21 protein-coding genes and 1 pseudogene are annotated in these 19,436 nt (G+C 61.8%); 7 read left to right on the top strand and 15 right to left on the bottom strand.

The features are described from left to right. Positions 1–68: 68 nt before the first annotated feature. Positions 69–599 carry a low molecular weight protein-tyrosine-phosphatase gene (locus V5B44_RS13475; protein ID WP_332359524.1) on the top strand — a complete coding sequence of 177 codons (531 nt, stop codon included), beginning with the start codon at positions 69–71 and terminating at the stop codon, positions 597–599. Between the two features lie 26 nt (positions 600–625). Here the strand turns inward: V5B44_RS13475 and V5B44_RS13470 are convergent, their stop codons facing one another. From V5B44_RS13470 to V5B44_RS13460, 3 genes are all read right to left on the bottom strand, one after another. Next, complete coding sequence (locus tag V5B44_RS13470; RefSeq protein ID WP_332359523.1) at positions 626–1,264, bottom strand: hypothetical protein; 639 nt, start codon at positions 1,262–1,264, stop codon at positions 626–628. 14 nt (positions 1,265–1,278) lie between these two features. Beyond that, on the bottom strand, positions 1,279–5,901 hold the full coding sequence (locus V5B44_RS13465) for an EAL domain-containing protein (protein ID WP_332359522.1): 4,623 nt from the start codon (positions 5,899–5,901) through the stop codon (positions 1,279–1,281). 297 nt (positions 5,902–6,198) lie between these two features. Further along, positions 6,199–7,023, bottom strand: coding sequence for a formylglycine-generating enzyme family protein (locus tag V5B44_RS13460; RefSeq protein ID WP_332359521.1), 825 nt, complete (start codon positions 7,021–7,023; stop codon positions 6,199–6,201). A 214-nt stretch (positions 7,024–7,237) separates the two neighbouring features. Between V5B44_RS13460 and V5B44_RS13455 the strand changes: the two are divergent. Beyond that, positions 7,238–7,330 (top strand): annotated as a pseudogene (locus V5B44_RS13455) (hypothetical protein); the annotation flags it as partial. A 79-nt stretch (positions 7,331–7,409) separates the two neighbouring features. Then, positions 7,410–7,544: a hypothetical protein gene (locus V5B44_RS13450; RefSeq protein ID WP_332359520.1), complete on the top strand. Its 135-nt coding sequence runs from the start codon at positions 7,410–7,412 to the stop codon at positions 7,542–7,544. Between the two features lie 32 nt (positions 7,545–7,576). On the opposite strand, the gene V5B44_RS13445 is transcribed toward V5B44_RS13450, so the two are convergent. The 12 genes from V5B44_RS13445 to V5B44_RS13390 all read right to left on the bottom strand — a co-directional run bounded on the left by V5B44_RS13445 (position 7,577) and on the right by V5B44_RS13390 (position 16,462). Continuing rightward, the gene (locus V5B44_RS13445; RefSeq protein ID WP_332359519.1) at positions 7,577–7,966 is read right to left on the bottom strand and encodes a DUF2237 family protein; all 390 of its coding nucleotides are present in this window, start codon (positions 7,964–7,966) and stop codon (positions 7,577–7,579) included. Then, positions 7,963–8,157 (bottom strand): Fe-S cluster assembly protein IscX, encoded by a 195-nt coding sequence (gene iscX / locus V5B44_RS13440; RefSeq protein ID WP_332359518.1) that lies wholly within the window; start codon positions 8,155–8,157, stop codon positions 7,963–7,965. The genes V5B44_RS13445 and iscX overlap by 4 nt, the downstream gene beginning before the upstream one ends. Further along, positions 8,154–8,495 (bottom strand): ISC system 2Fe-2S type ferredoxin, encoded by a 342-nt coding sequence (gene fdx / locus V5B44_RS13435; RefSeq protein WP_332359517.1) that lies wholly within the window; start codon positions 8,493–8,495, stop codon positions 8,154–8,156. The genes iscX and fdx overlap by 4 nt, the downstream gene beginning before the upstream one ends. Then, positions 8,492–10,393 (bottom strand): Fe-S protein assembly chaperone HscA, encoded by a 1,902-nt coding sequence (gene hscA, locus V5B44_RS13430; protein WP_332359516.1) that lies wholly within the window; start codon positions 10,391–10,393, stop codon positions 8,492–8,494. Before hscA ends, fdx begins: the two co-directional genes overlap by 4 nt. A gap of 78 nt (positions 10,394–10,471) precedes the next feature. Next, positions 10,472–11,014 (bottom strand): Fe-S protein assembly co-chaperone HscB, encoded by a 543-nt coding sequence (gene hscB / locus V5B44_RS13425; RefSeq protein WP_332359515.1) that lies wholly within the window; start codon positions 11,012–11,014, stop codon positions 10,472–10,474. A 52-nt stretch (positions 11,015–11,066) separates the two neighbouring features. Continuing rightward, on the bottom strand, positions 11,067–11,390 hold the full coding sequence (iscA, locus tag V5B44_RS13420) for an iron-sulfur cluster assembly protein IscA (protein WP_332359514.1): 324 nt from the start codon (positions 11,388–11,390) through the stop codon (positions 11,067–11,069). Between the two features lie 29 nt (positions 11,391–11,419). Then, positions 11,420–11,815 carry a Fe-S cluster assembly scaffold IscU gene (gene iscU, locus V5B44_RS13415; protein ID WP_332359513.1) on the bottom strand — a complete coding sequence of 132 codons (396 nt, stop codon included), beginning with the start codon at positions 11,813–11,815 and terminating at the stop codon, positions 11,420–11,422. Between the two features lie 23 nt (positions 11,816–11,838). Beyond that, complete coding sequence (locus V5B44_RS13410) at positions 11,839–13,050, bottom strand: IscS subfamily cysteine desulfurase (protein ID WP_332359512.1); 1,212 nt, start codon at positions 13,048–13,050, stop codon at positions 11,839–11,841. A gap of 65 nt (positions 13,051–13,115) precedes the next feature. Then, a complete protein-coding gene (locus tag V5B44_RS13405; RefSeq protein WP_332359511.1) occupies positions 13,116–14,273 on the bottom strand; it encodes a cysteine desulfurase family protein in 1,158 nt (385 codons plus the stop codon). Positions 14,274–14,293: 20 nt separating this feature from the next. After that, on the bottom strand, positions 14,294–14,785 hold the full coding sequence (iscR, locus tag V5B44_RS13400; protein ID WP_332359510.1) for a Fe-S cluster assembly transcriptional regulator IscR: 492 nt from the start codon (positions 14,783–14,785) through the stop codon (positions 14,294–14,296). Positions 14,786–14,841: 56 nt separating this feature from the next. Then, complete coding sequence (gene cysE / locus V5B44_RS13395; protein ID WP_332359509.1) at positions 14,842–15,594, bottom strand: serine O-acetyltransferase; 753 nt, start codon at positions 15,592–15,594, stop codon at positions 14,842–14,844. 61 nt (positions 15,595–15,655) lie between these two features. Continuing rightward, a complete protein-coding gene (locus tag V5B44_RS13390; RefSeq protein WP_332359508.1) occupies positions 15,656–16,462 on the bottom strand; it encodes an RNA methyltransferase in 807 nt (268 codons plus the stop codon). A gap of 66 nt (positions 16,463–16,528) precedes the next feature. On the opposite strand from V5B44_RS13390, the gene V5B44_RS13385 reads away from it, so the two are divergent. The 4 genes from V5B44_RS13385 (at position 16,529) to V5B44_RS13370 (ending at position 19,401) form a co-directional block, all read left to right on the top strand. Continuing rightward, positions 16,529–17,338: an inositol monophosphatase family protein gene (locus tag V5B44_RS13385; RefSeq protein ID WP_332359507.1), complete on the top strand. Its 810-nt coding sequence runs from the start codon at positions 16,529–16,531 to the stop codon at positions 17,336–17,338. A gap of 200 nt (positions 17,339–17,538) precedes the next feature. Then, a complete protein-coding gene (locus V5B44_RS13380; RefSeq protein ID WP_332359506.1) occupies positions 17,539–17,937 on the top strand; it encodes a hypothetical protein in 399 nt (132 codons plus the stop codon). A gap of 9 nt (positions 17,938–17,946) precedes the next feature. After that, the gene (locus V5B44_RS13375) at positions 17,947–18,660 is read left to right on the top strand and encodes an alanyl-tRNA editing protein (RefSeq protein WP_332359505.1); all 714 of its coding nucleotides are present in this window, start codon (positions 17,947–17,949) and stop codon (positions 18,658–18,660) included. An 87-nt stretch (positions 18,661–18,747) separates the two neighbouring features. After that, complete coding sequence (locus V5B44_RS13370; protein WP_332359504.1) at positions 18,748–19,401, top strand: YidB family protein; 654 nt, start codon at positions 18,748–18,750, stop codon at positions 19,399–19,401. The last annotated feature ends 35 nt before the right edge of the window (positions 19,402–19,436 follow it).

Here is a 19,436-nt window from a genome sequence, read left to right as displayed (position 1 = left end):
CCTGGAGGGTGCCGGATGAGGCAGGGTTGAACTGAATCAGTCCCATTAAGCGTGTGGAAAAACGGAAGGTGATCAAGGTTTTATTCGTCTGCATGGGGAATATCTGCCGCTCGCCAACGGCCGAGGGTGTTTTCCGCCATATTCTGCGCCAGAAAAACCTCGACGATAAAGTGGAGGTGGATTCCGCCGGTACCCACGGCTATCACGCAGGCGAGGCACCGGACCAACGGACCAAGCGTGCGGCCGCCGTTCGCCACTACGATCTGTCGAACATGCGGGCGCGCAAGGTGGCAGCCCAGGATCTGGATTACTTTGACCTGATCCTGGCGATGGACCACAACAACCTCGGGGTGCTGAAACGCATTTGTCCCCCGGACAAGCACGACCGTCTGGGGTTGTTGATGAGCTACTCGAAAAATTTCGACGACGACGAGGTTCCTGATCCGTACTACGGACTTGGCCATGGCTTCGACCTGGTTCTCGATATGATCGAGGACGCGGCAAACGGCTTGATCGAGAGCCTTGAGCAGCGCCTTATCGACGAGGGCGACGCCGATGCCGTGGCGCCTGCGGCGAACCAGGTCGACAGCATGACCTGAGCGGCTGGCTTCGCGGCGGGTGCGGTTTAGGGTTTGACGCCACGCCGGGACATGCAGTCGGGGCATACCCCGTACACCACAACGAGTTTCGCCGCTGCGCCTTGCTGCAGTCGCCCTTCGAGGACGGCATCATCGACCTCGCTCCACATCTGCCCGACCCGGATGCGTTGACAGACGCTGCACCGCTTGACGAAGTTCGACCCGGCCCCCGGCATGGCCGCGGTGACCGGTAGCGAATAGCGGTACGGTTCGGAACGGACCTGGCGGTGACAGACCTCGAGAACGCCATTGCCACGTGGCACGATGGTCATTTCCATGAAGCGCTTGAGTTGGGGTGAGTCGCAGCGATAGGGTCGCTGGACCGTACGCTTGAGCGTTCGCGCCGACATCAAAAGGGTGCGTACGAACATCAGCGTGACGTCGCCTGAGATGAAATGATCGAGCCGTCGACCGATGACCTTCGTCGAAAGGCTCTCGTCGCCGCCGTTGTCGAGCGCGAAGCGGTCCCAATCGCCGGTGACGGCAGTGATGGTATCGTCTGGATCAAGTGTGTAGCTCAGTTGGCTCGCAGCACGGGCTGCCTCGTTCGACGGTCTGGCTGGCGCAGATATCGCTGCGACATCGCCTGGCGACTCCGTGATCAATCCGGCGCGCGCGTCTACCATTTGTTCGCCAGTTTTTACGAAAGGGACGACAAGGTGCGGGCACGTAACCACTCGGCAAAGACGTCCGGTGCGAGCGGTCTGGCATACAGATAGCCCTGGCCATTGTGGCAGCCGGAGGCGTCGAGTTCGGCGTGCTGGTCGGCCATTTCAACCCCTTCGGCGACGACGCTCATGCCGAGGTGGCGGGCGAGCGAAATGATCGCCGAACCGATGGCGCGGTCGTCGGAGTTGGTCGAGATGCCGTCAACGAAGCTGCGCGCGATCTTGAGTTCGTGGATCGGAAAACGCTTGAGGTACGACAGGGACGAAAACCCGGTGCCGAAGTCATCAATACTGATCATCAGACCGAAGGCCACGAGTTCGGCCAGCATGCGCTGGGCACGTTCGAAGTCCATCAACACGCCTTCGGTAATCTCGATGCACAGCCGCTGTGGCGAAACACCATGCTGGCTGACGATCTGCATCAGGTCGGCGGCCATGCCTTCCTTGCGAAAATGTCGCGCCGAGATGTTGACACTGATCCTGACAGGCGGCAGTCCGCTCTTGTCCCACTCGACGATCTGACGGCAGACTTCGCCGAGCACCCACTCGTCGATCGCCACGATCAGGTTGCTCTGCTCGGCAACCGGGATGAAAACCACCGGTTCCACCACCTCGCCGTTTGCCTGCCAGCGCACCAGTGCCTCGGCGCCGACCGCCTGATGGTTCTCAAGGTTGATCTGTGGCTGGTAGTGGAGAAAGAACTCACCGTTGTCGATCGCGCGGCGCAAGCCCGTCTCCAGTGCCAGCCGGCGTGTCGACTGAAGCGCGAGGTCGGCAGTGAAGAAGCGAAAAGCGTTCTTGCCGTGGTCCTTGGCTCGATACATCGCCGAATCGGCATTCCGCATCAGCGCATTGGCATCGGCAGCATCCTCGGGGAACATGCTCAGGCCGATGCTGGCGCTGATGAAGCATTCGTGCTCGTCGAAATGATAGCTGGCGCTCAGGGCGCTCAGCAGACGTTCGGCTGTCAGTGTGGCCTCGCGCCGATCGGCGGTTTCAAGCAGGACCACGAACTCGTCGCCGCCCAGGCGCGCCACTGTATCCTCGGAACGAACGCAGTCGAGCAGCCGCAGCGCTGCCTGCTTGAGCAGCTTGTCGCCGGTTACGTGGCCAAGGGTGTCGTTGACCACCTTAAAGTTGTCGAGATCGATGAACACCACGCCAATGCTCTCCCGCGAGCGCTCGACACGCGCCAGCGCCAGGTGCAGGCGATCGTTGAACAGTGCCCGGTTAGGTAGTCCGGTGAGTTCATCGTGCGTCGCCAGGTACTCGATGCGCTGCTGTGACTCGCGCGCCTTGGTAATGTCGCTGAACATGCCGACGTAGTTGACCACCTTGCCGCTCTTGTCCTTGACGGTGTTGATCGATAGCCATTCGAGGAAGGGCTCGCCGTTCTTGCGGCGATTCCAGATTTCACCCTGCCAGACGCCGACCCGGTTGACCTTGTTCCACATGTCAACGTAAAGCTCGGCTGGCGTTTTCTCCGAGCGCAGGATGCTGGGTTTCTTGCCGACGACTTCCTGTCGGGTAAAGCCGGTCAGGGTGGTAAAGGCATCATTGACAGTCAGGATCCGTTGCTCGGTATCGGTCACCATGACGCCTTCGGAAGGACGATCGAAGACCATCGCCGCCAGCCGCAAGCGCTCTTCTGCGCGCTTGCGGGCAGTGATGTCGGTAGCCTGGAAGCAGGTGCCGGTAATCGCTCCGTCGTCGTCGAAGAGGGGAAAGCGGACCACCAGGAAATGGCGCGCGCCGCTGGCGAGGGGGAGGGCTTCCTCACGCTCGATCCCCTTGCGCAGACGCATTGCTTCGAGTTCGCTCTCGCGAAACAGATCGCACACGGCCTCGGGGAACAACTGCAGGTCCGTCTTGCCGATCGCCTGCCCGGATTCAAAGCCGAAGCTCTGCTCGAACTTCGGGTTGGCGAACTGGTAGCGGCCGGAAGCATCCTTCACCGCCATCAGCGAGACCGAATTGTTCATCACCGCCAGCAGCCTGACCTGGGTCTCGCGCGCCGAGCGCTCGGTCTCGTAAAGGCTGGTGTTGTCGGCAAACAGCAGGATGACGCCGGCCGTGCGCTGCGGGTCGCGCAGCAGCGGCGCGATATGCAGCGAATAATGGCGGCGGTTGGCGTTCACGATCTGGCGGTCGAGCGCGTTCTGTGTGTCGATCACCTGCTGGCTGTCGGCCACCAGATCGGGCATGTCCGGTGGCAATGGCAGGTCGCGCAGGTGGCGTCCAACCTGGGCCGCGCCCAGCTTGAACAGCCGGGCAGCAGCGCTGTTGAAGCGCTGCAGGCAGGCATTTCGATCGAGCACCAGCAACGGGTAGTCGACGCTGTTCTGGATGCATTCCAGCTCGACGTTGAGTTCCTGCGTCTCGGCCGTCTTGATCTGCAATTCCTCGTTCACCGTCGCCAGTTCTTCATTGGTCGACTGCAGTTCCTCGTTGGAGGCTTCAAGTTCCTCATTCGAGGCCTGCATCTCCTCGTTCGAGGCCTGAATCTCCTCATTCAGCGCCTGCATTTCCTCGTTCGAGGTTTCCAGCTCTTCGACCAGCGTCTGCAGGTGCTCGCGCGTTGCCGCGAGTTCGTCTTCGAGTTCCTTGTCAGTAACGTTACCGTTGTCCTCGACGGAATTCTTGCCGGCTGGCGGCAGGATCCATTCAATACAGACCATGAACAGCGCCTCGCCACCGGTGGACGATACCGGATGGACCGACAGGCGGACGCCGCGCGTCGGATCGAGCGCCTTGATGTGCCGTGGCCGCCCGTGCGCGACGGCCTGCTTGACCTGCGCCTGCCGCATCAGAACCTGAACCTCGGTGCGCAGCTCGCGACGGATAAGCGAGATCAGGTCGAAGGCCGGCCTGCCTGGCGAAACATTGAGCAGCCGGCTGGCGTCACCGTGAATGTGGCGGATCTCGAACTTGCCGTTGATCAGCAGGCTGGTCGGGATGAAATGGCGTCCTGCGGCCTCGAGCAGGATGTTCTCGAAACCCAGCGGGGTGGTCGGCTTGCTTGGCCGCTGATGCTGGTTGAGACCCGCAGCCGGGATCTGCATCTCCGAGCGCAGCAGCGGCAAGCGGGCGCTTACCCCGTGGCGACGATAGAGGCGGCCATCCTTGTCAACCACACCGAACAGCGCCTCCTGCTGGAAGATGCCTTCCGACTTGCCAAGGAACAGGTAGGCGCCCGGATTGAGTGCGCAATGGAAGACCGAAAGCAGTCGCGCCTGCAATTCACTCTGGAAATAGATCAGTACGTTACGGCAGCTGACTAGGTCCAGGCGCAGGAACGGCGGATCCTGTACCAGATCCTGGCGAGCGAAGATGACCACGTCGCGCAGGTTCTTGTTTATCTCGTAGCGGTCGCCGTGCGGCGTGAAGTTGGCGCGCAGGCGGCCGCGGTCCATATGCGCCAGACTTGAGGCGGCAAAGACGCCACGTCGTGCGAGCGACATCGCATCGAGGTCGATGTCGGTAGCGAAGATCTGGAGGCGGTACTGGTCGAAGGCGGCGCCCAGACGTTCTGAAAAAAGGATGGCCAGCGAATACGCCTCCTCGCCGGTCGCACAACCGGCAACCCAGACGCGGATGTCATCGCCGGGCTGCTTGCTGGCGAGAATGTCGGCGACCACCTTGTCGAGCCGGACAAAGGCATCGGTATCGCGAAAGAACGCGGTGACCGAGATCAGGATATCCTTGCACAGCTTGTCGAGCTCGACCGGCGTCTGGTCGACCACCTGTAGGTAGTCGTGCAAGGTACTGACGTGGTTTGCCGCCATGCGTCGCTCGATCCGCCGCCACAGCGTAGGCTCCTTGTACTGCGAGAAATCGACCTTGGTGCGGCTGCGCACCTTGCCGAGCAGCGTTTTCAGCGTTGCCGGCGCGCTTGCCGCCTGCGTCGCTACCGGAATCAGGCCACGGTTAAGGACAATCAAGCTGATCTCGGCGCCCATGTTCTCGGGCGGCAGAATCCAGTCCACGCTGCCGGTGTCGATTGCCGACTGCGGCATGCCGCTGTATTTGGCGGTTTCCGGGTCCTGGGAAAAGGTGAAGCCGCCAGCGGCCTTGATCGCGTGGATGCCCGCCGCGCCATCGGAACCGGTGCCGGAGAGAATGATGCCGATCGTCGATTCGCCGATCTCTTCGGCGAGCGAGGCGAAGAAGCGATTCACCGACGGCTTGGGCAGCGATTCCTTGGCTGGTTCGACCAGCCGGAAATGGCCATCCAGCAACGTCAGATTGCGATTCGGTGGCGTGATGTAGACCGTATTCGGTTCCGGCGACATGCTGTCTTCAATGTCCCTGACTGGCATCGTCGTCTCGCGACCGAGCAACTGCGACATCATGCTGCGGTAAGTGGGCGAAAGGTGCTGCACGACGACGTAACTCAGCCCGAGGTTTTTCGGCAGGCTCCGCAATAGCAGGCTGAGCGCCTCCAGTCCGCCGGCCGAAGCGCCGATGCCGACAATGAAGGGCCGCTCGTCGATTCGGACCGCGTGCGCCTCCTCGCTGCCCGGCTTCAACGCGACTGGCAGCTTTCTCGAGTAGGAGCGTTTTTTTCTTGGTGCTTCTTCGCTGATGATGCTCATCGCGTCCTGTCCAATGCGGGTGTGGGGCCGTCGACGACGACCATCCGAAACACGTTGATTGACCTCCGTCTTTGACGTCCGGTTCCCCGGCCATTGCGCCGAACGCACCGCAGGAACCCGGCCAGTTGAGGCCCGATGGCCGCGAATTGTATTCCGATCAAGCGACTTGCAGCGCACCCGTGAGCAAAAAAGCCCGCTGACGTCGCCCTGGCAACAGGTCGCGCCCAAGGGATCTTCGTCGACCGATGAGCCGGGGAAATATCCTGCATCCCGGTGCGTTAGGTCACGCGATGGCGCTCAGCGCTGCCCCAGCACAATGCGGAAACCGGTGCTGCGTGGCCGGTAGGCGGGTTCTATCCGGCTGCGGGTGGCCGAGCGCGCATAGCGGGCGGGGTCGCTCCAGGTGCCACCGCGCAAAACCCGCATCCTGCCAAAAGCCGGGCCACTCGGGTCGACCTGTGGCTCTGGCGGGTACTCGGCATACCAGTCGGCGCACCATTCCCAGACGTTGCCGTGCATCTCGTACAATCCCCACGGGTTCGGTGGCAGCGTGCCGACCGGAGCTGTCCGCTGGCGATAAAGGCCCTTCTCGCCACCAAAGCACGGATAGTCGCCGTGATAGTTGACCTGTTCGGGGGTAATCTGCCTGCCAAACGAGAACGGCGTTGTGGTGCCGGCACGGCAGGCGTATTCCCATTCGGCCTCAGTTGGCAGGCGGGCGTACAGCCCGGGCAGCCGCCGGTTCAACTCGGCGATGAAACGCTGCGCATCATGCCAGGCGACGTTCTCCACCGGATTGCGGCCGTTCTCCTGGAAATGGCTCGGGTTGACCGGCCACACCGCCAGCCAGAAAGCCTGCGTGCAGGCGGTGTCGGCGATCCAATAGCCCTGACTCAGCGTCACTTCATGCGGCACTTCGGCATTGCCCCGCTCAACTTCATCGGCTGTTGATCCCATCCGGAAACGCCCCGGCGCAATCCAGCGAAACACCTGGTGCACACTGCCGACATTGAGCACGACCGACACGCCAAACGAGTCTTCAACGAAGCCGCCGGCGCAGGGCACCGGGAAGGGGCCGGCGGAGCCGGGCTGGATTCTCTCGGGGGGCAGGTTTGCGGGCATGGTCGTTGATCAGCACATGATCGGTGGCGGCACGAACTCGCCGGACGGCTGGTCGAATCGCGAGAATAGAATATACCGCGAAGGACAGCTTTCAGGGTGAGGCTTTCATCACGGCTGGCCCGCCATTGCTCGCGATGCGCTCTCCTGCCGAAGTCCTGCTCCGGGCGCCGCTGGGGGAAGCATGGCCTCCTGCGCACCACTCAGTTGATCGGCGCTGCAGCCGGCGTATCTCCGGGCGGCTGCCGAGTCACTGCTTGACCACCGCGAGGGCGGCAACGACGCGGTGTTCATTCCGGCCGAGGACGGCGGCTACGTGCTCATTGGCCGGCGTCGCCCGCAGCCGGGGCTGTTCGAGGGCATTGATTGGTGGGGGTACCGAGCGGGTGATGGCGCAGACGCGACAGCGGCCTTCCGAGCTGCGCTTGCGCGGGGCCGAACTGCCGCCCCACTGGGATCTTGACCGGCCGGGCGACCTGGCGCGTCTGGCCACCCTGGAAGGATTTGCCGCATTGCGCCAATGAACACCAGGCGTCGCCGCACCGCTGGAGTTCTATCAGTTGAGGTCAATGGCATGTCGTTTGAGGTCGTCCAGGCTGACGATCAACAGACAGGCTTCGTTGGTGGAATTGAGAACAACCCGAGGGGCCTTGCCGGCTTGGAAGGCTTCGCGCCAGCGTGCCGCGCAGAGGCACCAGCGATCTCCAGCGTTGAGGCCGGGAAATCCAAACTCCGGCCGCGGTGTGGACAGATCGTTGCCACGCGCCTTCGAGAATTCGAGGAAGTCGTCGGTGAGCAGGACGCAAACGGTGTGACTGCCGAAATCTTCGCTGCCCGTATTGCAGCAGCCGTCACGAAAAAAGCCTGTCATCGGCTTCTCGCTGCAGGAGCCAAGCAGGCCGCCGAGTACGTTGCGCTGGCTGCCGCCAGAATCGTCCGGCTTCATGCCAGCTCGTCGATCCAGGCTTGCTGGATCGCCTCGAGGATTTTTTCGCCACAGTGTTTTGCGTCGTCGTCGAAGCCCGGCAGGGCCAGTACCCAGTTCATCAGGTCAACGAAGTTGATCGTCAGCGGGTCGACCTCGGGGTGCGTTTCGGCGAGTTCGACCGCGAGTTCGCTGATGTCGGTCCATCTCATCGTTTAACCTCCTTGATCATGTTGATGGAGTAGCGTGGAATCTCAATCACCAATGGGCTCTCATTGACCATTGCCTGACACGACAGTCGGGAGTGCGGTTCTAGCCCCCAGGCCTTGTCGAGCAAGTCGTCCTCGACCTCGTCCGAGGGCTCGAGCAGGTCGAAACCTTCCCGGACGATGACGTGGCAGGTGGTACAGGCGCAGGACATCTCGCAGGCATGCTCGATGGCAATGCCATTCTCGAGCAGGTTCTGACAGATCGATTCACCAGCCCTTGCTTCGAAGAGGGCACCGTCCTGACACAGTTCGAGGTGCGGCAAAACGATGATCTGGGTCATGCGTGTTCTCCCGTCCTTGCTGCGGCGACTTCGCTGTCCAGTTCGTTGATGTGACGGCCGGAAAAGGCCCGGCGGATCGACTTGTCCATGCGGCGTGCGGCGAAGTCCTTGGTGTCGGCTTCGAGATCATCCATCGCCAGCATGATCTGGCGGCGGTTATCACCGAGCAGCGCAGCCTGGAGATTACTCACGTCATGCTCGATCCGCGACCGTTCTTCGACCGAGAGCAATTCCCCATCGATGTCGATTGCCGAACGCACGGCCTCGATCAGCCGTTGCGCGTCTGTCTGCGACTCCTTGAGTGCGCGCCGGAGGGCATCATCCCTGACATGTAGCATCGAGTCCTTGAGCATGCCGGCGATCTCGTCATCCGAGAGGCCGTAGGAGGGCTTGACGACGATACTCGCTTCCACGCCGACGGTCTGCTCGCGGGCAGTGACGGCGAGCAGACCGTCGGCATCGACCTGAAAAGTGACGCGAATGCGTGCGGCGCCGGCGACCATCGGTGGAATGCCGCGCAGTTCGAAGCGGGCCAGCGAACGGCAATCACTGACCAGTTCGCGCTCCCCCTGGACGACATGGACGGCCAGCGCCGTCTGGCCGTCGCGGAAAGTGGTGAATTCCTGCGCCCTGGCGGTCGGGATGGTCGAATTGCGCGGAATGATTTTCTCGACCAAGCCGCCCATCGTTTCCAGGCCCAGTGACAACGGGATGACGTCGAGCAGCAGCCAGTTGTCACCGCCCAAGCCGTTGCCGGCAAGGAGGTTGGCCTGGGTTGCCGCGCCGATGGCGACGACCTTGTCCGGATCGAGGTTGTTCAGCGGCTCCTGCCTGAAAAAATCACCGACGGCGCGCTGTATCTGTGGCATGCGCGTCGCACCCCCTACCATTACCACGCCCTTGACTTCGGCGACCGACAGTCCAGCATCGCGCAATGCTTTCTTGACCGGCTGGATGGTCTTGGCGACCAGGGTCTGCGTAATCTCGGCAAAGATTTCGGTCGTCAAAGTCAGATCGACGACCTCGCCACTGTTGAGCCGGGCGTTGATCGGTGCAACGCCGTGAAAGGTCAGATATTCCTTGGCTTCACGGGCGCGGGTCAGCAGCATGCGCGCATCCTCGACCGACAAGGGTTTGAGCTGGGCGGCTTCGAGCAGCCAGCAGAAGATGCGATGGTCAAAATCATCGCCACCGAGCGCGGAGTCGCCACCCGTCGCCAGCACTTCGAAGATGCCGCGAGAAAGCCTGAGTATCGAAATATCGAAGGTGCCGCCACCAAGGTCATAGACCGCGTAGGTTCCCTCCGATGCGTTGTCGAGGCCGTAGGCTACCGCGGCCGCGGTGGGCTCGTTGAGCAGACGCAGAACCGGCAGACCGGCCAGTCGGGCAGCGTCCTTGGTCGCCTGGCGCTGGGCGTCGTCGAAGTAGGCGGGAACAGTGATCACCGCGCCTACCAGCGGCCCACCCAGCGAGGCCTCGGCACGCAGGCGCAGGACGCGCAGGATCTCGGCCGACACCTCGACCGGACTCTTGCGCCCAGCCACTGTGTTCAGCCGAAGCATTCCCGGACCATCGTCGAAAAGGTAGGGCAGGGCCTCGCGATGGATGATGTCCTGCGGGCCGCGGCCCATGAAGCGCTTGACCGAAGCGATGGTATTGCGCGGATCGATGGCCTGCCTGGCCTGCGCCTCATAGCCGACGTCGCAGTTTCCATCTGGCAGGTAACGGACGACCGATGGCAGCAAGGGACGCCCGAGTTCGTCGCTGATGACCACGGCCAGACCGCTGCGCACCGTAGCGACCAGTGAATTGGTGGTCCCGAGATCGATGCCGACCGCCAAGCGGTGTTGGTGCGGCGCAGCCGATTCGCCGGGTTCCGCAATCTGTAAGAGTGCCATGGAAAATGGGGTCCAGAAGCTGTTGTTGCTGGTGGGGTTTCTGATGCTGCGACTGCGTTCCGTGTCAGGGTTCCCTGCCTACTCTTCAAGTGCCGCCATGGCCTCGTCAATTTCGACGAGCAGTTTTTCGAGGAACATCAATCGTCGCACGCGATCAGCTGCCTGCTCCAGATCAGGCTGATCGTCAAGCAGCATGGCGATTTCCTCATACCGTTCCAGGAGGTCACGCTTCAGCCGATGATGCAGGTGTTCGAGTTCATGGTGTTCACCGGCGGCGCGTACTTCGGCTACGGCCTCGCGCCACTCCATCTGTTCGATCAGGAAGTCGACCGGCATCAAGGTGTTGCTCTCACTGCCAATGTCGTGTGCTGCCAGGTGCAGCAGGTATTTCGCCCGCGACAGCGGCTTCTTCAGCGTCTGATAGGCCTCGTTGACCCGCGTTGCCCATTGCAGCGAGTGCCGTCGTTCGGCCTCGCTGGCACTCGCAAACCGATCCGGATGGATCTGTGACTGCAGTTCCAGATAGCGCCGGTCGAGCAGGGCAGCGTCGAGCCGGAAGGCCGGGGGCAGGTCGAACAGCGAGAAATGGTCAGCGTTGAAGTGTTCGGCGTTGAATTCCATCTTGTCCCGTCACAGCCCATCAAGCCCAGCGCACGCCTCGGTTGGCCGCCGATCAGACGTTGAAGCTCTCGCCACAGCCGCAGGCGTCCTTGACGTTCGGGTTGTTGAAGCGGAAACCCTCATTGAGACCCTCTCGCGCGTAGTCCAGTTCGGTCCCATCGAGGTAGGGCAAACTCTTCGGGTCGATCAGCACCTTCACGCCGTGCGATTCAAACTCGATGTCGTCCGGATGCGCGACGTCGGCGAACTCGAGCTTGTAAGCCATTCCCGAGCAGCCGCTGGTGCGTACGCCGAGGCGTAGTCCGATGCCCTTGCCGCGCTTGACCATGTAATTGGCAACATGGTTGGCGGCCCGTTGAGAAAGCGTCACTGCCATGCAAAAAACCTCCTGCTGTACTTGTTGCCTTACGCTGAAACCTGTTCGCCGTGTTTTTTCCTGTAGTCCGCGACTGCCGCCTTGATTGCATCCTCGGCGAGAATCGAGCAGTGAATCTTGACTGGCGGCAGTGCCAACTCTTCGGCGATTTGTGTGTTCTTGATGTCCAGCGCCTGGTCGATGGTTCTGCCCTTGACCCATTCGGTGACCAGTGAAGACGAAGCGATGGCCGAGCCGCAACCGTAGGTCTTGAACTTGGCGTCTTCAATTACGCCGCCCTTGCCGACCTTGATCTGCAGCTTCATTACGTCGCCACAAGCGGGCGCACCGACCATACCGGTGGCTATGCCCTCTTCTTCCTTGCCGAAGGAACCGACGTTGCGCGGATTTTCGTAGTGATCCAGAACCTTGATGCTGTATGCCATGATGCTTCTCCTTCAGTACTTCATCAATGTGCGGCCCATTGGACCGTACTCAGGTCAACGCCTTCTTGAACCATCTCCCAGAGTGGCGAGAGCTCGCGTAGTCTGCCAATCTTGTCGTGCAAGAGCCTGATGGCGTAATCAATCTCTTCTTCGGTGGTGAAACGACCGAGCGTGAAGCGGATCGAGCTGTGTGCCAGTTCGTCTTCCCGCCCGAGGGCTCGCAGCACATACGAGGGTTCGAGCGAGGCCGAGGTGCACGCCGACCCGGATGAGACGGCCAGGTCCTTGATCGCCATCAGCAGCGATTCACCCTCGACATAGGCGAAGCTGATGTTCAGATTGTGCGGCACACGCTGTTCGAGGTCGCCATTGACAAACACCTGATCAATATCCGACAGCCCCTTGAGCAAGCGGTCGCGCAGCATGCGGATACGCTCTTTCTCGGCGCCCATTTCCAGTCGAGCCAGCCGAAATGCTTCCCCCATGCCGACGATCTGATGGGTTGCCAGGGTGCCGGAACGAAAACCACGTTCATGACCGCCGCCATGCATCTGCGCGGTCAGGCGAACCCGCGGCTTGCGCCGCACGTACAATGCACCGATTCCTTTCGGGCCGTAGGTCTTGTGCGCGCAAAAGCTCATCAAGTCGACCTTCAGTGCCGCGAGATCGATTTCGACCTTACCCGTTGCCTGTGCTGCGTCGACGTGGAAGATGATTCCCCTCGCGCGGCAGATCTCGCCGATCTCAGCGATCGGCTGAATGACGCCGATCTCGTTATTGACCAACATCACCGAGACAACGATCGTATCCGGGCGCAGCGCCGCCTTGAACACTTCGAGGTCGAGCAGACCATTGTTCTGGACATCGAGGTAGCTGACTTCAAAACCCTGGCGCTCGAGTTCCCGGCAGGTGTCAAGCACGGCCTTGTGCTCGATCCGGACCGTCACCACGTGCTTGCCCTTGCCCGCGTAGAACTGTGCCGCTCCCTTGATCGCCAGGTTGTTGGACTCGGTTGCCCCTGAGGTCCAGACGATTTCCTTCGGGTCGGCATTGACCAGTCTGGCCACTTCTTCGCGCGCTTCTTCGACCGCCGCTTCTGCTTCCCAGCCGAAAGAATGCGAGCGCGAGGCGGGATTGCCGAATTTCTCGACCAGATAGGGGATCATCTTCGTCGCCACGCGGGGATCAACCGGCGTCGTCGCCGAATAATCGAGATAGATAGGCAGCTTCAGCATTGCTCTTGCTCCGGGTTGTCCATGTTCTGGCAGATATTCATTGTGGTCTCGGGAATTCTCGGCGGTCAGACAGCCATTGCGGTCAAACGTTGCAGCCGGGTGACCATCGCCTGCAGGCTGCCCAGAAAGGCGGCAACCTGTTCCTCACTGTTGCCGCGACCGAAGCTGATGCGTACGGCGCCGCGAGCCAGGTCGGGCGCAACGCCCATCGCCCGCAGCACATGCGAGGGCTCAGGGTTGGCACTTGAACACGCCGCGCCGCTGGCCACGGCATAGCCGGCACGATCGAGGTACCCCACCAGCGTTTCACCGTCGATTGCGGGGATCGCAAAATAAACGGTGTTTGGCAAACGTTCGGGGCCTTGGCCAAAAAGTACCGCGCCCAGCCCGAGCAAACCGCACTCGACCTGCTGGCGCAGCTTGAGCACATGCTGAGCCAGTGCGTCGCGGCGCTGTACCGCCAGCTCACAGGCAACGCCGAAGCCGACGATCGCCGCCACGTTCTCGGTGCCAGAACGCAAGCCGCGTTCATGTCCACCACCTGCTATCAACGGCTCGAGATCAAGCCGCTTGTCGAGTACCAGCGCCGCAGCGCCCTTGGGACCACCGATTTTGTGCGCCGACAGCGTCAAGGCATGAACCCCGGCCGTATTCAGGCGACGAAAATCAACCGGCAGTTTGCCGATAGCCTGGACCGCATCGGTGTGGAACCAGGCGCCGACTGACCGTCCACGTTCGGCAAGCGACTCGACATCCTGCAGCACGCCTGTTTCGTTGTTGGCCAGCATCACCGAAACGATCTTCGGCCTGGCGCTCATCACCGCTTCGAAGTTTTCGGGATCGATCCGTCCGTCGGCGTCGACCGCCAGTCTTGCAAGCGTCCAGCCGTGTTTGCATAGCTGCTCGGCCGGCTTGATCACGCAGGGATGTTCAACCGCGCTGACGGCCAGCAGACCAGGCTTGAGACGCCCGGCAGCGCCCTTGATCAGCAGATTGTTGGCCTCCGAGCCCCCACTGGTAAAAACCACCTCACTGGCGTGAGCACCGACTGCTGCCGCCACCTGGCCGCGTGCCTCGTCAATCGCCCGCCGCGCTGCTCGGCCGTACTCGTGTCGGCTCGAGGCGTTGCCGAACTGCAGCGCAAGGTAGGGCAGCATCGCTTCGACCACCGCCGGATCGGCTGGGGTACTGGCGTTATGGTCGAGATAGACGGGTGCAAACATGACTACGAGCCGACGAGATTTCAGCCGCCAACGGCGACCGTTTTGGCGCGGGTCCGCGGCCGGGTGCGCCGCGCATCCTGCATCACGGCAACGTGGCCGCCTCTTTTCTGCAGCTGCTGGTCGACCAGCTCGGCCAGCGTCACCGAACTCAGGAAGTCGTACATCTTGTCGTTCAGCGTTGACCAAAGCTCATGGGTCATGCAGCGTTCGTCATCGCGGCAGTTTTCGCGCCCACCGCACTGGGTCGCATCAAGCGGTTCATCGACAGCACGAATGATGTCGGTCACCGTCATTTCGCTGGTCGGGCGTGCCAGGCAGTAGCCACCTCCTGGGCCGCGCACACTCTCGACGAGGCCGTAGCGGCGCAACTTGCCAAACAGTTGCTCCAGGTAAGACAAAGAAATTTTCTGGCGATCGCTGATGCCGGCGAGAGATACGGGGCCGTCGGCACAGCGCAGTGCCAGGTCGATCATCGCAGTGACTGCGAAGCGTCCTTTGGTGGTCAGGCGCATGGTTCCTCCATCAGTAGTAGTTGATCAGATTAGTATACTAATCGAAGGTTCAGAAATTAGTCAACTATTTTACTCAGGTATTGTGGGTCGAATGGGTCGGCGGTTATCCGTTCGCTGTCGACGTCGACGCCAGCCGCCTCGAGTTTTCTCAGCAACCGGTCAAAGCGCCGGTCAAGCTCCACGGCATGATCAAGCAGGCCATGAATCGCCTTGGCCAGGGGGTCATCCTGATCGCCACCCAGGGCGTAGGCAGAGAAGCCCAGTTGCCCTGCCATCTGCTCGCGCTTCTGCGCCATTTCACCGTCGATGATCCGTGCCGGATTGCCCACTGCCGTCGCTCTCGCCGGTACGTTCTTGACGACCACGGCATTCGAGCCGACTTTGGCCAGCGCGCCGACGGTGATCGGTCCCAGCACTTTCGCCCCGGCACCGATGACGACCCCATTTTCCAGCGTCGGATGGCGCCGGCCCTTGCTCCACGAAGTTCCGCCCAGGGTGACGCCGTGGTAGAGCGTGACATCATCGCCGATCACCGCCGTCTCGCCGATCACCACACCCATCCCGTGATCGATGAACAGGCGGCGCCCAACGGTTGCTCCAGGATGGATTTCAATGCCGGTAAGAAAGCGTCCCAGGTGCGAAACGAGGCGGCCCAGCCAGCGCAGGCGGTGCATCCACAACCAATGAGCGAGGCGATGCGAGGCCAGCGCGTGAACGCCGGGGTAACAGGTCAGCACCTCCCAGAAGGTGCGCGCGGCCGGGTCCCGGTCGAATACCGATTGAATATCTTCGCGCAGGTGGCTGAACATGAGGGGGAAATCCTTGAGCGAAAGTGCCTGAGTCCTGGGGTAATTCTACAATATCCGACTGTTATGGTCCACTATTGCCGGCAGGGCCGGGCCTGCCGCCTCGGCCGGCAAGCTGTTTCTCGACAGCGTCCAGCAGGCCGCGCAGGATATTGATCTCATCGCGTTCGAGTTCAGCACGTCCGAACAGTCGGCGCAGCTTGGGGAGCAGTCGTCGCGGGCGCTGCGGATCGAGGAAGCCGCTGCTCACCATCACCCGCCCAAGATGGTCGTAGAAGCGCTCGATGTCCTGATTGGTTGCCGGTGGCGAGGCGAAGGGAATCGCCTTGGTGACAACCGGTGGCGCGTTGTCGAAGGCGGTCAGGCGCAACTCATAACACAGCAGTTGCACTGCTGAAGCCAAATTCAGCGAGCTGTAGGCAGGATTGGCCGGGATGTAGACAGTACGCTGGCAGCGCTGTACCTCGGCGTTCGACAGACCGGATGTTTCGTTGCCAAACAGCAGGGCCACGTCACCGTCGCCGGCTTTGGCCAGAATTTCGCTGGCCGCTGCCCGTGCCTGTACTGCCGGTGGCCCAAGATTGCGCTGCCGTGCCGAAATCGCGCAGGCAAAGACGGTATCGGCGAGGGCCACATCGAGACTCGTGCAGACTTGCGCCTGCGCGAGAATTTCATCGGCACCAGCCGCCCGCGCCACCGCCTCGTCGTCCGGAAAGCGCTTGGGATTGACCAGCAGCAGACGCGAAAGACCCATGGTCTTCATCGCCCGTGCGGCCGCGCCGATATTGCCCGGATGGCTGGTCTGCGACAGGACGACCCGGATTCGTTCGAGTGGGGAATTCGAACGATGAGACCCTGCAGGTCGGTTCATATTAGAATCGGGACTCCTTCACACCAATCGGGCGGCAACGGCCGCTCGTCGGGTCTCCCAAAAGCCATGCATCCAGCGCTCAACATCATCATCAAGGCAGCGCGCCGCGCCAGCCAAATCATCAATCGCGCCTCACTCGATCTCGAGCATCTGCAGGTCACCACCAAGCGCCAGAGCGACTTCGTCACCGAAGTGGACAAGGCTGCCGAGGCGGCGATCATCGACGTGTTGCGCGAGGCTTATCCGGAGTACGGCATTCTAGCAGAAGAGTCCGGCCAGACCGCCGGCAGTGCGGGTGGCAGCGAGTACCAGTGGATCATCGATCCGCTTGATGGCACCACCAACTTCATCCACGGATTTCCCCAATACGCCATCTCGATCGCGCTTGCACATCGCGGGCAGGTAACCCAATCGGTGGTCTACGACACAGTGCGCAACGAGATGTTCACCGCCAGCAAGGGCGGTGGTGCTTTTCTCAACGAGCGGAGGATTCGGGTCAGCAAGTGCATCCGGCTTGAAGATGCACTGATCGGTACCGGTTTTCCTTACCGGATCTACGATCACATCGATGCCTACCTGGCGATTTTCAAGGAGCTGGCCCGGAGGACCGCCGGCATCCGCCGGCCCGGTGCCGCCGCGCTCGATCTTGCCTACGTCGCCTGTGGTCGCTTCGACGGTTTCTGGGAATTCGGCCTGTCGCCGTGGGATATGGCCGGCGGTGCGCTGCTGATCTCGGAAGCCGGCGGCCTGGTCAGTGATCTCGCCGGCAACGAGAGCTACCTCCAGACGGGCAATGTGGTGGCCGGTACACCAAAGGTCTTCGCGCAGTTGCTGCAGGTGATTGACGGTCATCGTACGCCAGGTTTGCTGGCCTGAATTCCGCAATCGAGCAGGACGCGGATCGCTACGGCCGGATACTGCAGATAACTTCGCAAAGAGGGCAGGCGGGCAAGCATGATTCGTGGACCTGCGCCAGCGCGTAATCACGATCAGCAGGAAAAATAGCCGCATCTCGTGCGGCGTGATGCGAACACCAGGCCGACGGCAAGCCGCGGCAGACGCGACAGGAGGAAGCGATGCCCCAGTTTAGGACCTTGTTGACATGCATTTTGCTGCTGGCTGCGGCGGTTGCCGCAGCCAGCGACGCTGATCGGGATGACCAGTTACGGCGCCTGGAGGGTGCCGTCAGTCGACTCCAGCAGGAGCAGCAGTCAGCGTACCAGCAGTTCGGCATGGTTCAGGAATTGCGCCGTTCGCTGATACAGCAGACCACACCGCTACCCCTGCCGGCGGTCAGCGGCATCGATGGCGACGTTCCCGACTATGATGAGCAGGTGCGGCAGCGCAAGCAACTGGAGGAGCAACTGCGACGCTACAGCGTCGAACTGGATCGTCTCTACGCGCGCTATCGGGAACTTGAGGAGCAGAAGAGACCGCTGTTGGACAGGATCAGCGAACTGTCGCAGTCACGTTAGCAAGGGACTATGGCTACGGAGTTGCTCTTTCGTGATGACGCTTACCTGAAAGTCGCGAGCGCGCGGGTTGTTGCGTTGCACCCCAAGGGGATCGAGTTGGACCGGACGATCTTCTATCCACTTGGTGGTGGCCAGATTGGCGACACCGGCGTCCTAGTGCGAGCCAACGGTGAACGCATTCCAATCGAGGACACGCGCAAGGACCACGCTCTTGATGTCGTGCTGCACCAGACCGCCGCCGCTGCGGCGCGACCAGAAGCCGGTGAGACACTGACGCTGGAAATCGACTGGCCGCGCCGCTATCGCCTGATGCGCCTGCACACCGCGCTGCACCTGATGTCCTGTGTCGTGATCGCGCCGGTTTCTGGAGGCAACATTGGCGCCGACAGGGCGCGTCTCGACTTCGATATCGACATGAGCCTGCTCGATGGCCAACGGATCGAAAGCCAGATGAACGAGTTGATCAGCCGCTGTATCGAGACCGAGACCGTCTGGATTACCGACGATGAACTGGAGGCGAGACCGGAACTGGTCAAGACCATGAGCGTACAGCCACCGCGCGGTGCCGGAAGAGTGCGTCTGCTGCGCATCGCCGGCGTGGACCTGCAACCATGTGGCGGAACACACGTTCGGAACATAGGTGAAATCGGCGCTATCCGGGTGGTCCGAGTGCGCAACGAAGGGAAGCACAACCGGCGCGTCGAAATCGTTCTCGCCGATTGAAGGAGGTCAGCCGGCAGGGTGGCGATGGCTGCCGCGTGCCACTTGATTGAACATTGATGACAGCAATGACAGCAGAGGAGAGCAGCAATGGGATTGTTGGACGGCATAGTGGGTGACCTGTTGGGGAACTTGCCGGGCGCAGCCCGACAGGCACCTGGAGCAGGTGGCACGGATGGTGGCAACAGCGTGCTGATGGCACTCTTGCCCATCGTGCTGGGGATGCTGGTGAACCGGCAGGGTGGAGCAGCGACCGGTGCCGAAGGCGGTGGTGGCCTCAGCGATGTCCTTGGGGGCATGCTCGGCGGTGCGCGCGGCAGTCAGGGCGGTGGCCTTGGCGACGTTCTCGGTGGCATGCTTGGCGGTGCTGGCGGTACTGGCGGTGCTTTGGGTGCTGTTTTGGGCAGCGTCCTTGGTGGTGGAGCGAGTGGCGCGAGCGGCGCCGGTGGGCTCGGTTCCCTGCTGGAGCAGTTTCAGCGCGCGGGTTTTGCCGAGCAGGCCAACTCGTGGGTCGGAACGGGGCAGAACCTTCCCCTCCCGCCTGGCGCGATCGGTCAGGTCTTCGGCAGCGATACCCTGGCGCAGATCGCCCAGCAGGTGGGCGTTACCGAGGCTGAGGCGGCCGAAGGTCTGTCGCAACTCCTGCCCGAAGTCGTGGATCGCTTCACGCCGGAGGGCAAGGCGCCGGACCTCGATCAACTCGCGGCCAGCGTCACTGCCTTGACCCGGCAGTTCGGCGGGTGACGCAGCCCGAGCGAGCCGCCGACGGGTACCATCGC

The organism is Candidatus Accumulibacter necessarius (assembly GCF_036625085.1).
The sequence above is the reverse complement of the archived record's forward strand: the minus strand, read 5'-3'. Positions and strand labels throughout refer to the sequence as shown.

What these genes read in the sequence shown, in the direction of transcription:
- V5B44_RS13380 (WP_332359506.1), top strand. Translation starts at nt 17,539, where the DNA reads ATGCCCCAGTTTAGGACCTTGTTGACATGCATTTTGCTGCTGGCTGCG.
- V5B44_RS13390 (WP_332359508.1), bottom strand. Translation starts at nt 16,462, where the DNA reads ATGAACCGACCTGCAGGGTCTCATCGTTCGAATTCCCCACTCGAACGA.
- iscA (WP_332359514.1), bottom strand. Translation starts at nt 11,390, where the DNA reads ATGGCAGTGACGCTTTCTCAACGGGCCGCCAACCATGTTGCCAATTAC.
- iscU (WP_332359513.1), bottom strand. Translation starts at nt 11,815, where the DNA reads ATGGCATACAGCATCAAGGTTCTGGATCACTACGAAAATCCGCGCAAC.
- fdx (WP_332359517.1), bottom strand. Translation starts at nt 8,495, where the DNA reads ATGACCCAGATCATCGTTTTGCCGCACCTCGAACTGTGTCAGGACGGT.
- hscA (WP_332359516.1), bottom strand. Translation starts at nt 10,393, where the DNA reads ATGGCACTCTTACAGATTGCGGAACCCGGCGAATCGGCTGCGCCGCAC.
- V5B44_RS13405 (WP_332359511.1), bottom strand. Translation starts at nt 14,273, where the DNA reads ATGTTTGCACCCGTCTATCTCGACCATAACGCCAGTACCCCAGCCGAT.
- V5B44_RS13370 (WP_332359504.1), top strand. Translation starts at nt 18,748, where the DNA reads ATGGGATTGTTGGACGGCATAGTGGGTGACCTGTTGGGGAACTTGCCG.
- V5B44_RS13460 (WP_332359521.1), bottom strand. Translation starts at nt 7,023, where the DNA reads ATGCCCGCAAACCTGCCCCCCGAGAGAATCCAGCCCGGCTCCGCCGGC.
- iscX (WP_332359518.1), bottom strand. Translation starts at nt 8,157, where the DNA reads ATGAGATGGACCGACATCAGCGAACTCGCGGTCGAACTCGCCGAAACG.
- V5B44_RS13465 (WP_332359522.1), bottom strand. Translation starts at nt 5,901, where the DNA reads ATGAGCATCATCAGCGAAGAAGCACCAAGAAAAAAACGCTCCTACTCG.
- V5B44_RS13450 (WP_332359520.1), top strand. Translation starts at nt 7,410, where the DNA reads ATGGCGCAGACGCGACAGCGGCCTTCCGAGCTGCGCTTGCGCGGGGCC.
- V5B44_RS13470 (WP_332359523.1), bottom strand. Translation starts at nt 1,264, where the DNA reads ATGGTAGACGCGCGCGCCGGATTGATCACGGAGTCGCCAGGCGATGTC.
- V5B44_RS13375 (WP_332359505.1), top strand. Translation starts at nt 17,947, where the DNA reads ATGGCTACGGAGTTGCTCTTTCGTGATGACGCTTACCTGAAAGTCGCG.
- V5B44_RS13385 (WP_332359507.1), top strand. Translation starts at nt 16,529, where the DNA reads ATGCATCCAGCGCTCAACATCATCATCAAGGCAGCGCGCCGCGCCAGC.
- hscB (WP_332359515.1), bottom strand. Translation starts at nt 11,014, where the DNA reads ATGGAATTCAACGCCGAACACTTCAACGCTGACCATTTCTCGCTGTTC.
- V5B44_RS13445 (WP_332359519.1), bottom strand. Translation starts at nt 7,966, where the DNA reads ATGAAGCCGGACGATTCTGGCGGCAGCCAGCGCAACGTACTCGGCGGC.
- cysE (WP_332359509.1), bottom strand. Translation starts at nt 15,594, where the DNA reads ATGTTCAGCCACCTGCGCGAAGATATTCAATCGGTATTCGACCGGGAC.
- iscR (WP_332359510.1), bottom strand. Translation starts at nt 14,785, where the DNA reads ATGCGCCTGACCACCAAAGGACGCTTCGCAGTCACTGCGATGATCGAC.
- V5B44_RS13410 (WP_332359512.1), bottom strand. Translation starts at nt 13,050, where the DNA reads ATGCTGAAGCTGCCTATCTATCTCGATTATTCGGCGACGACGCCGGTT.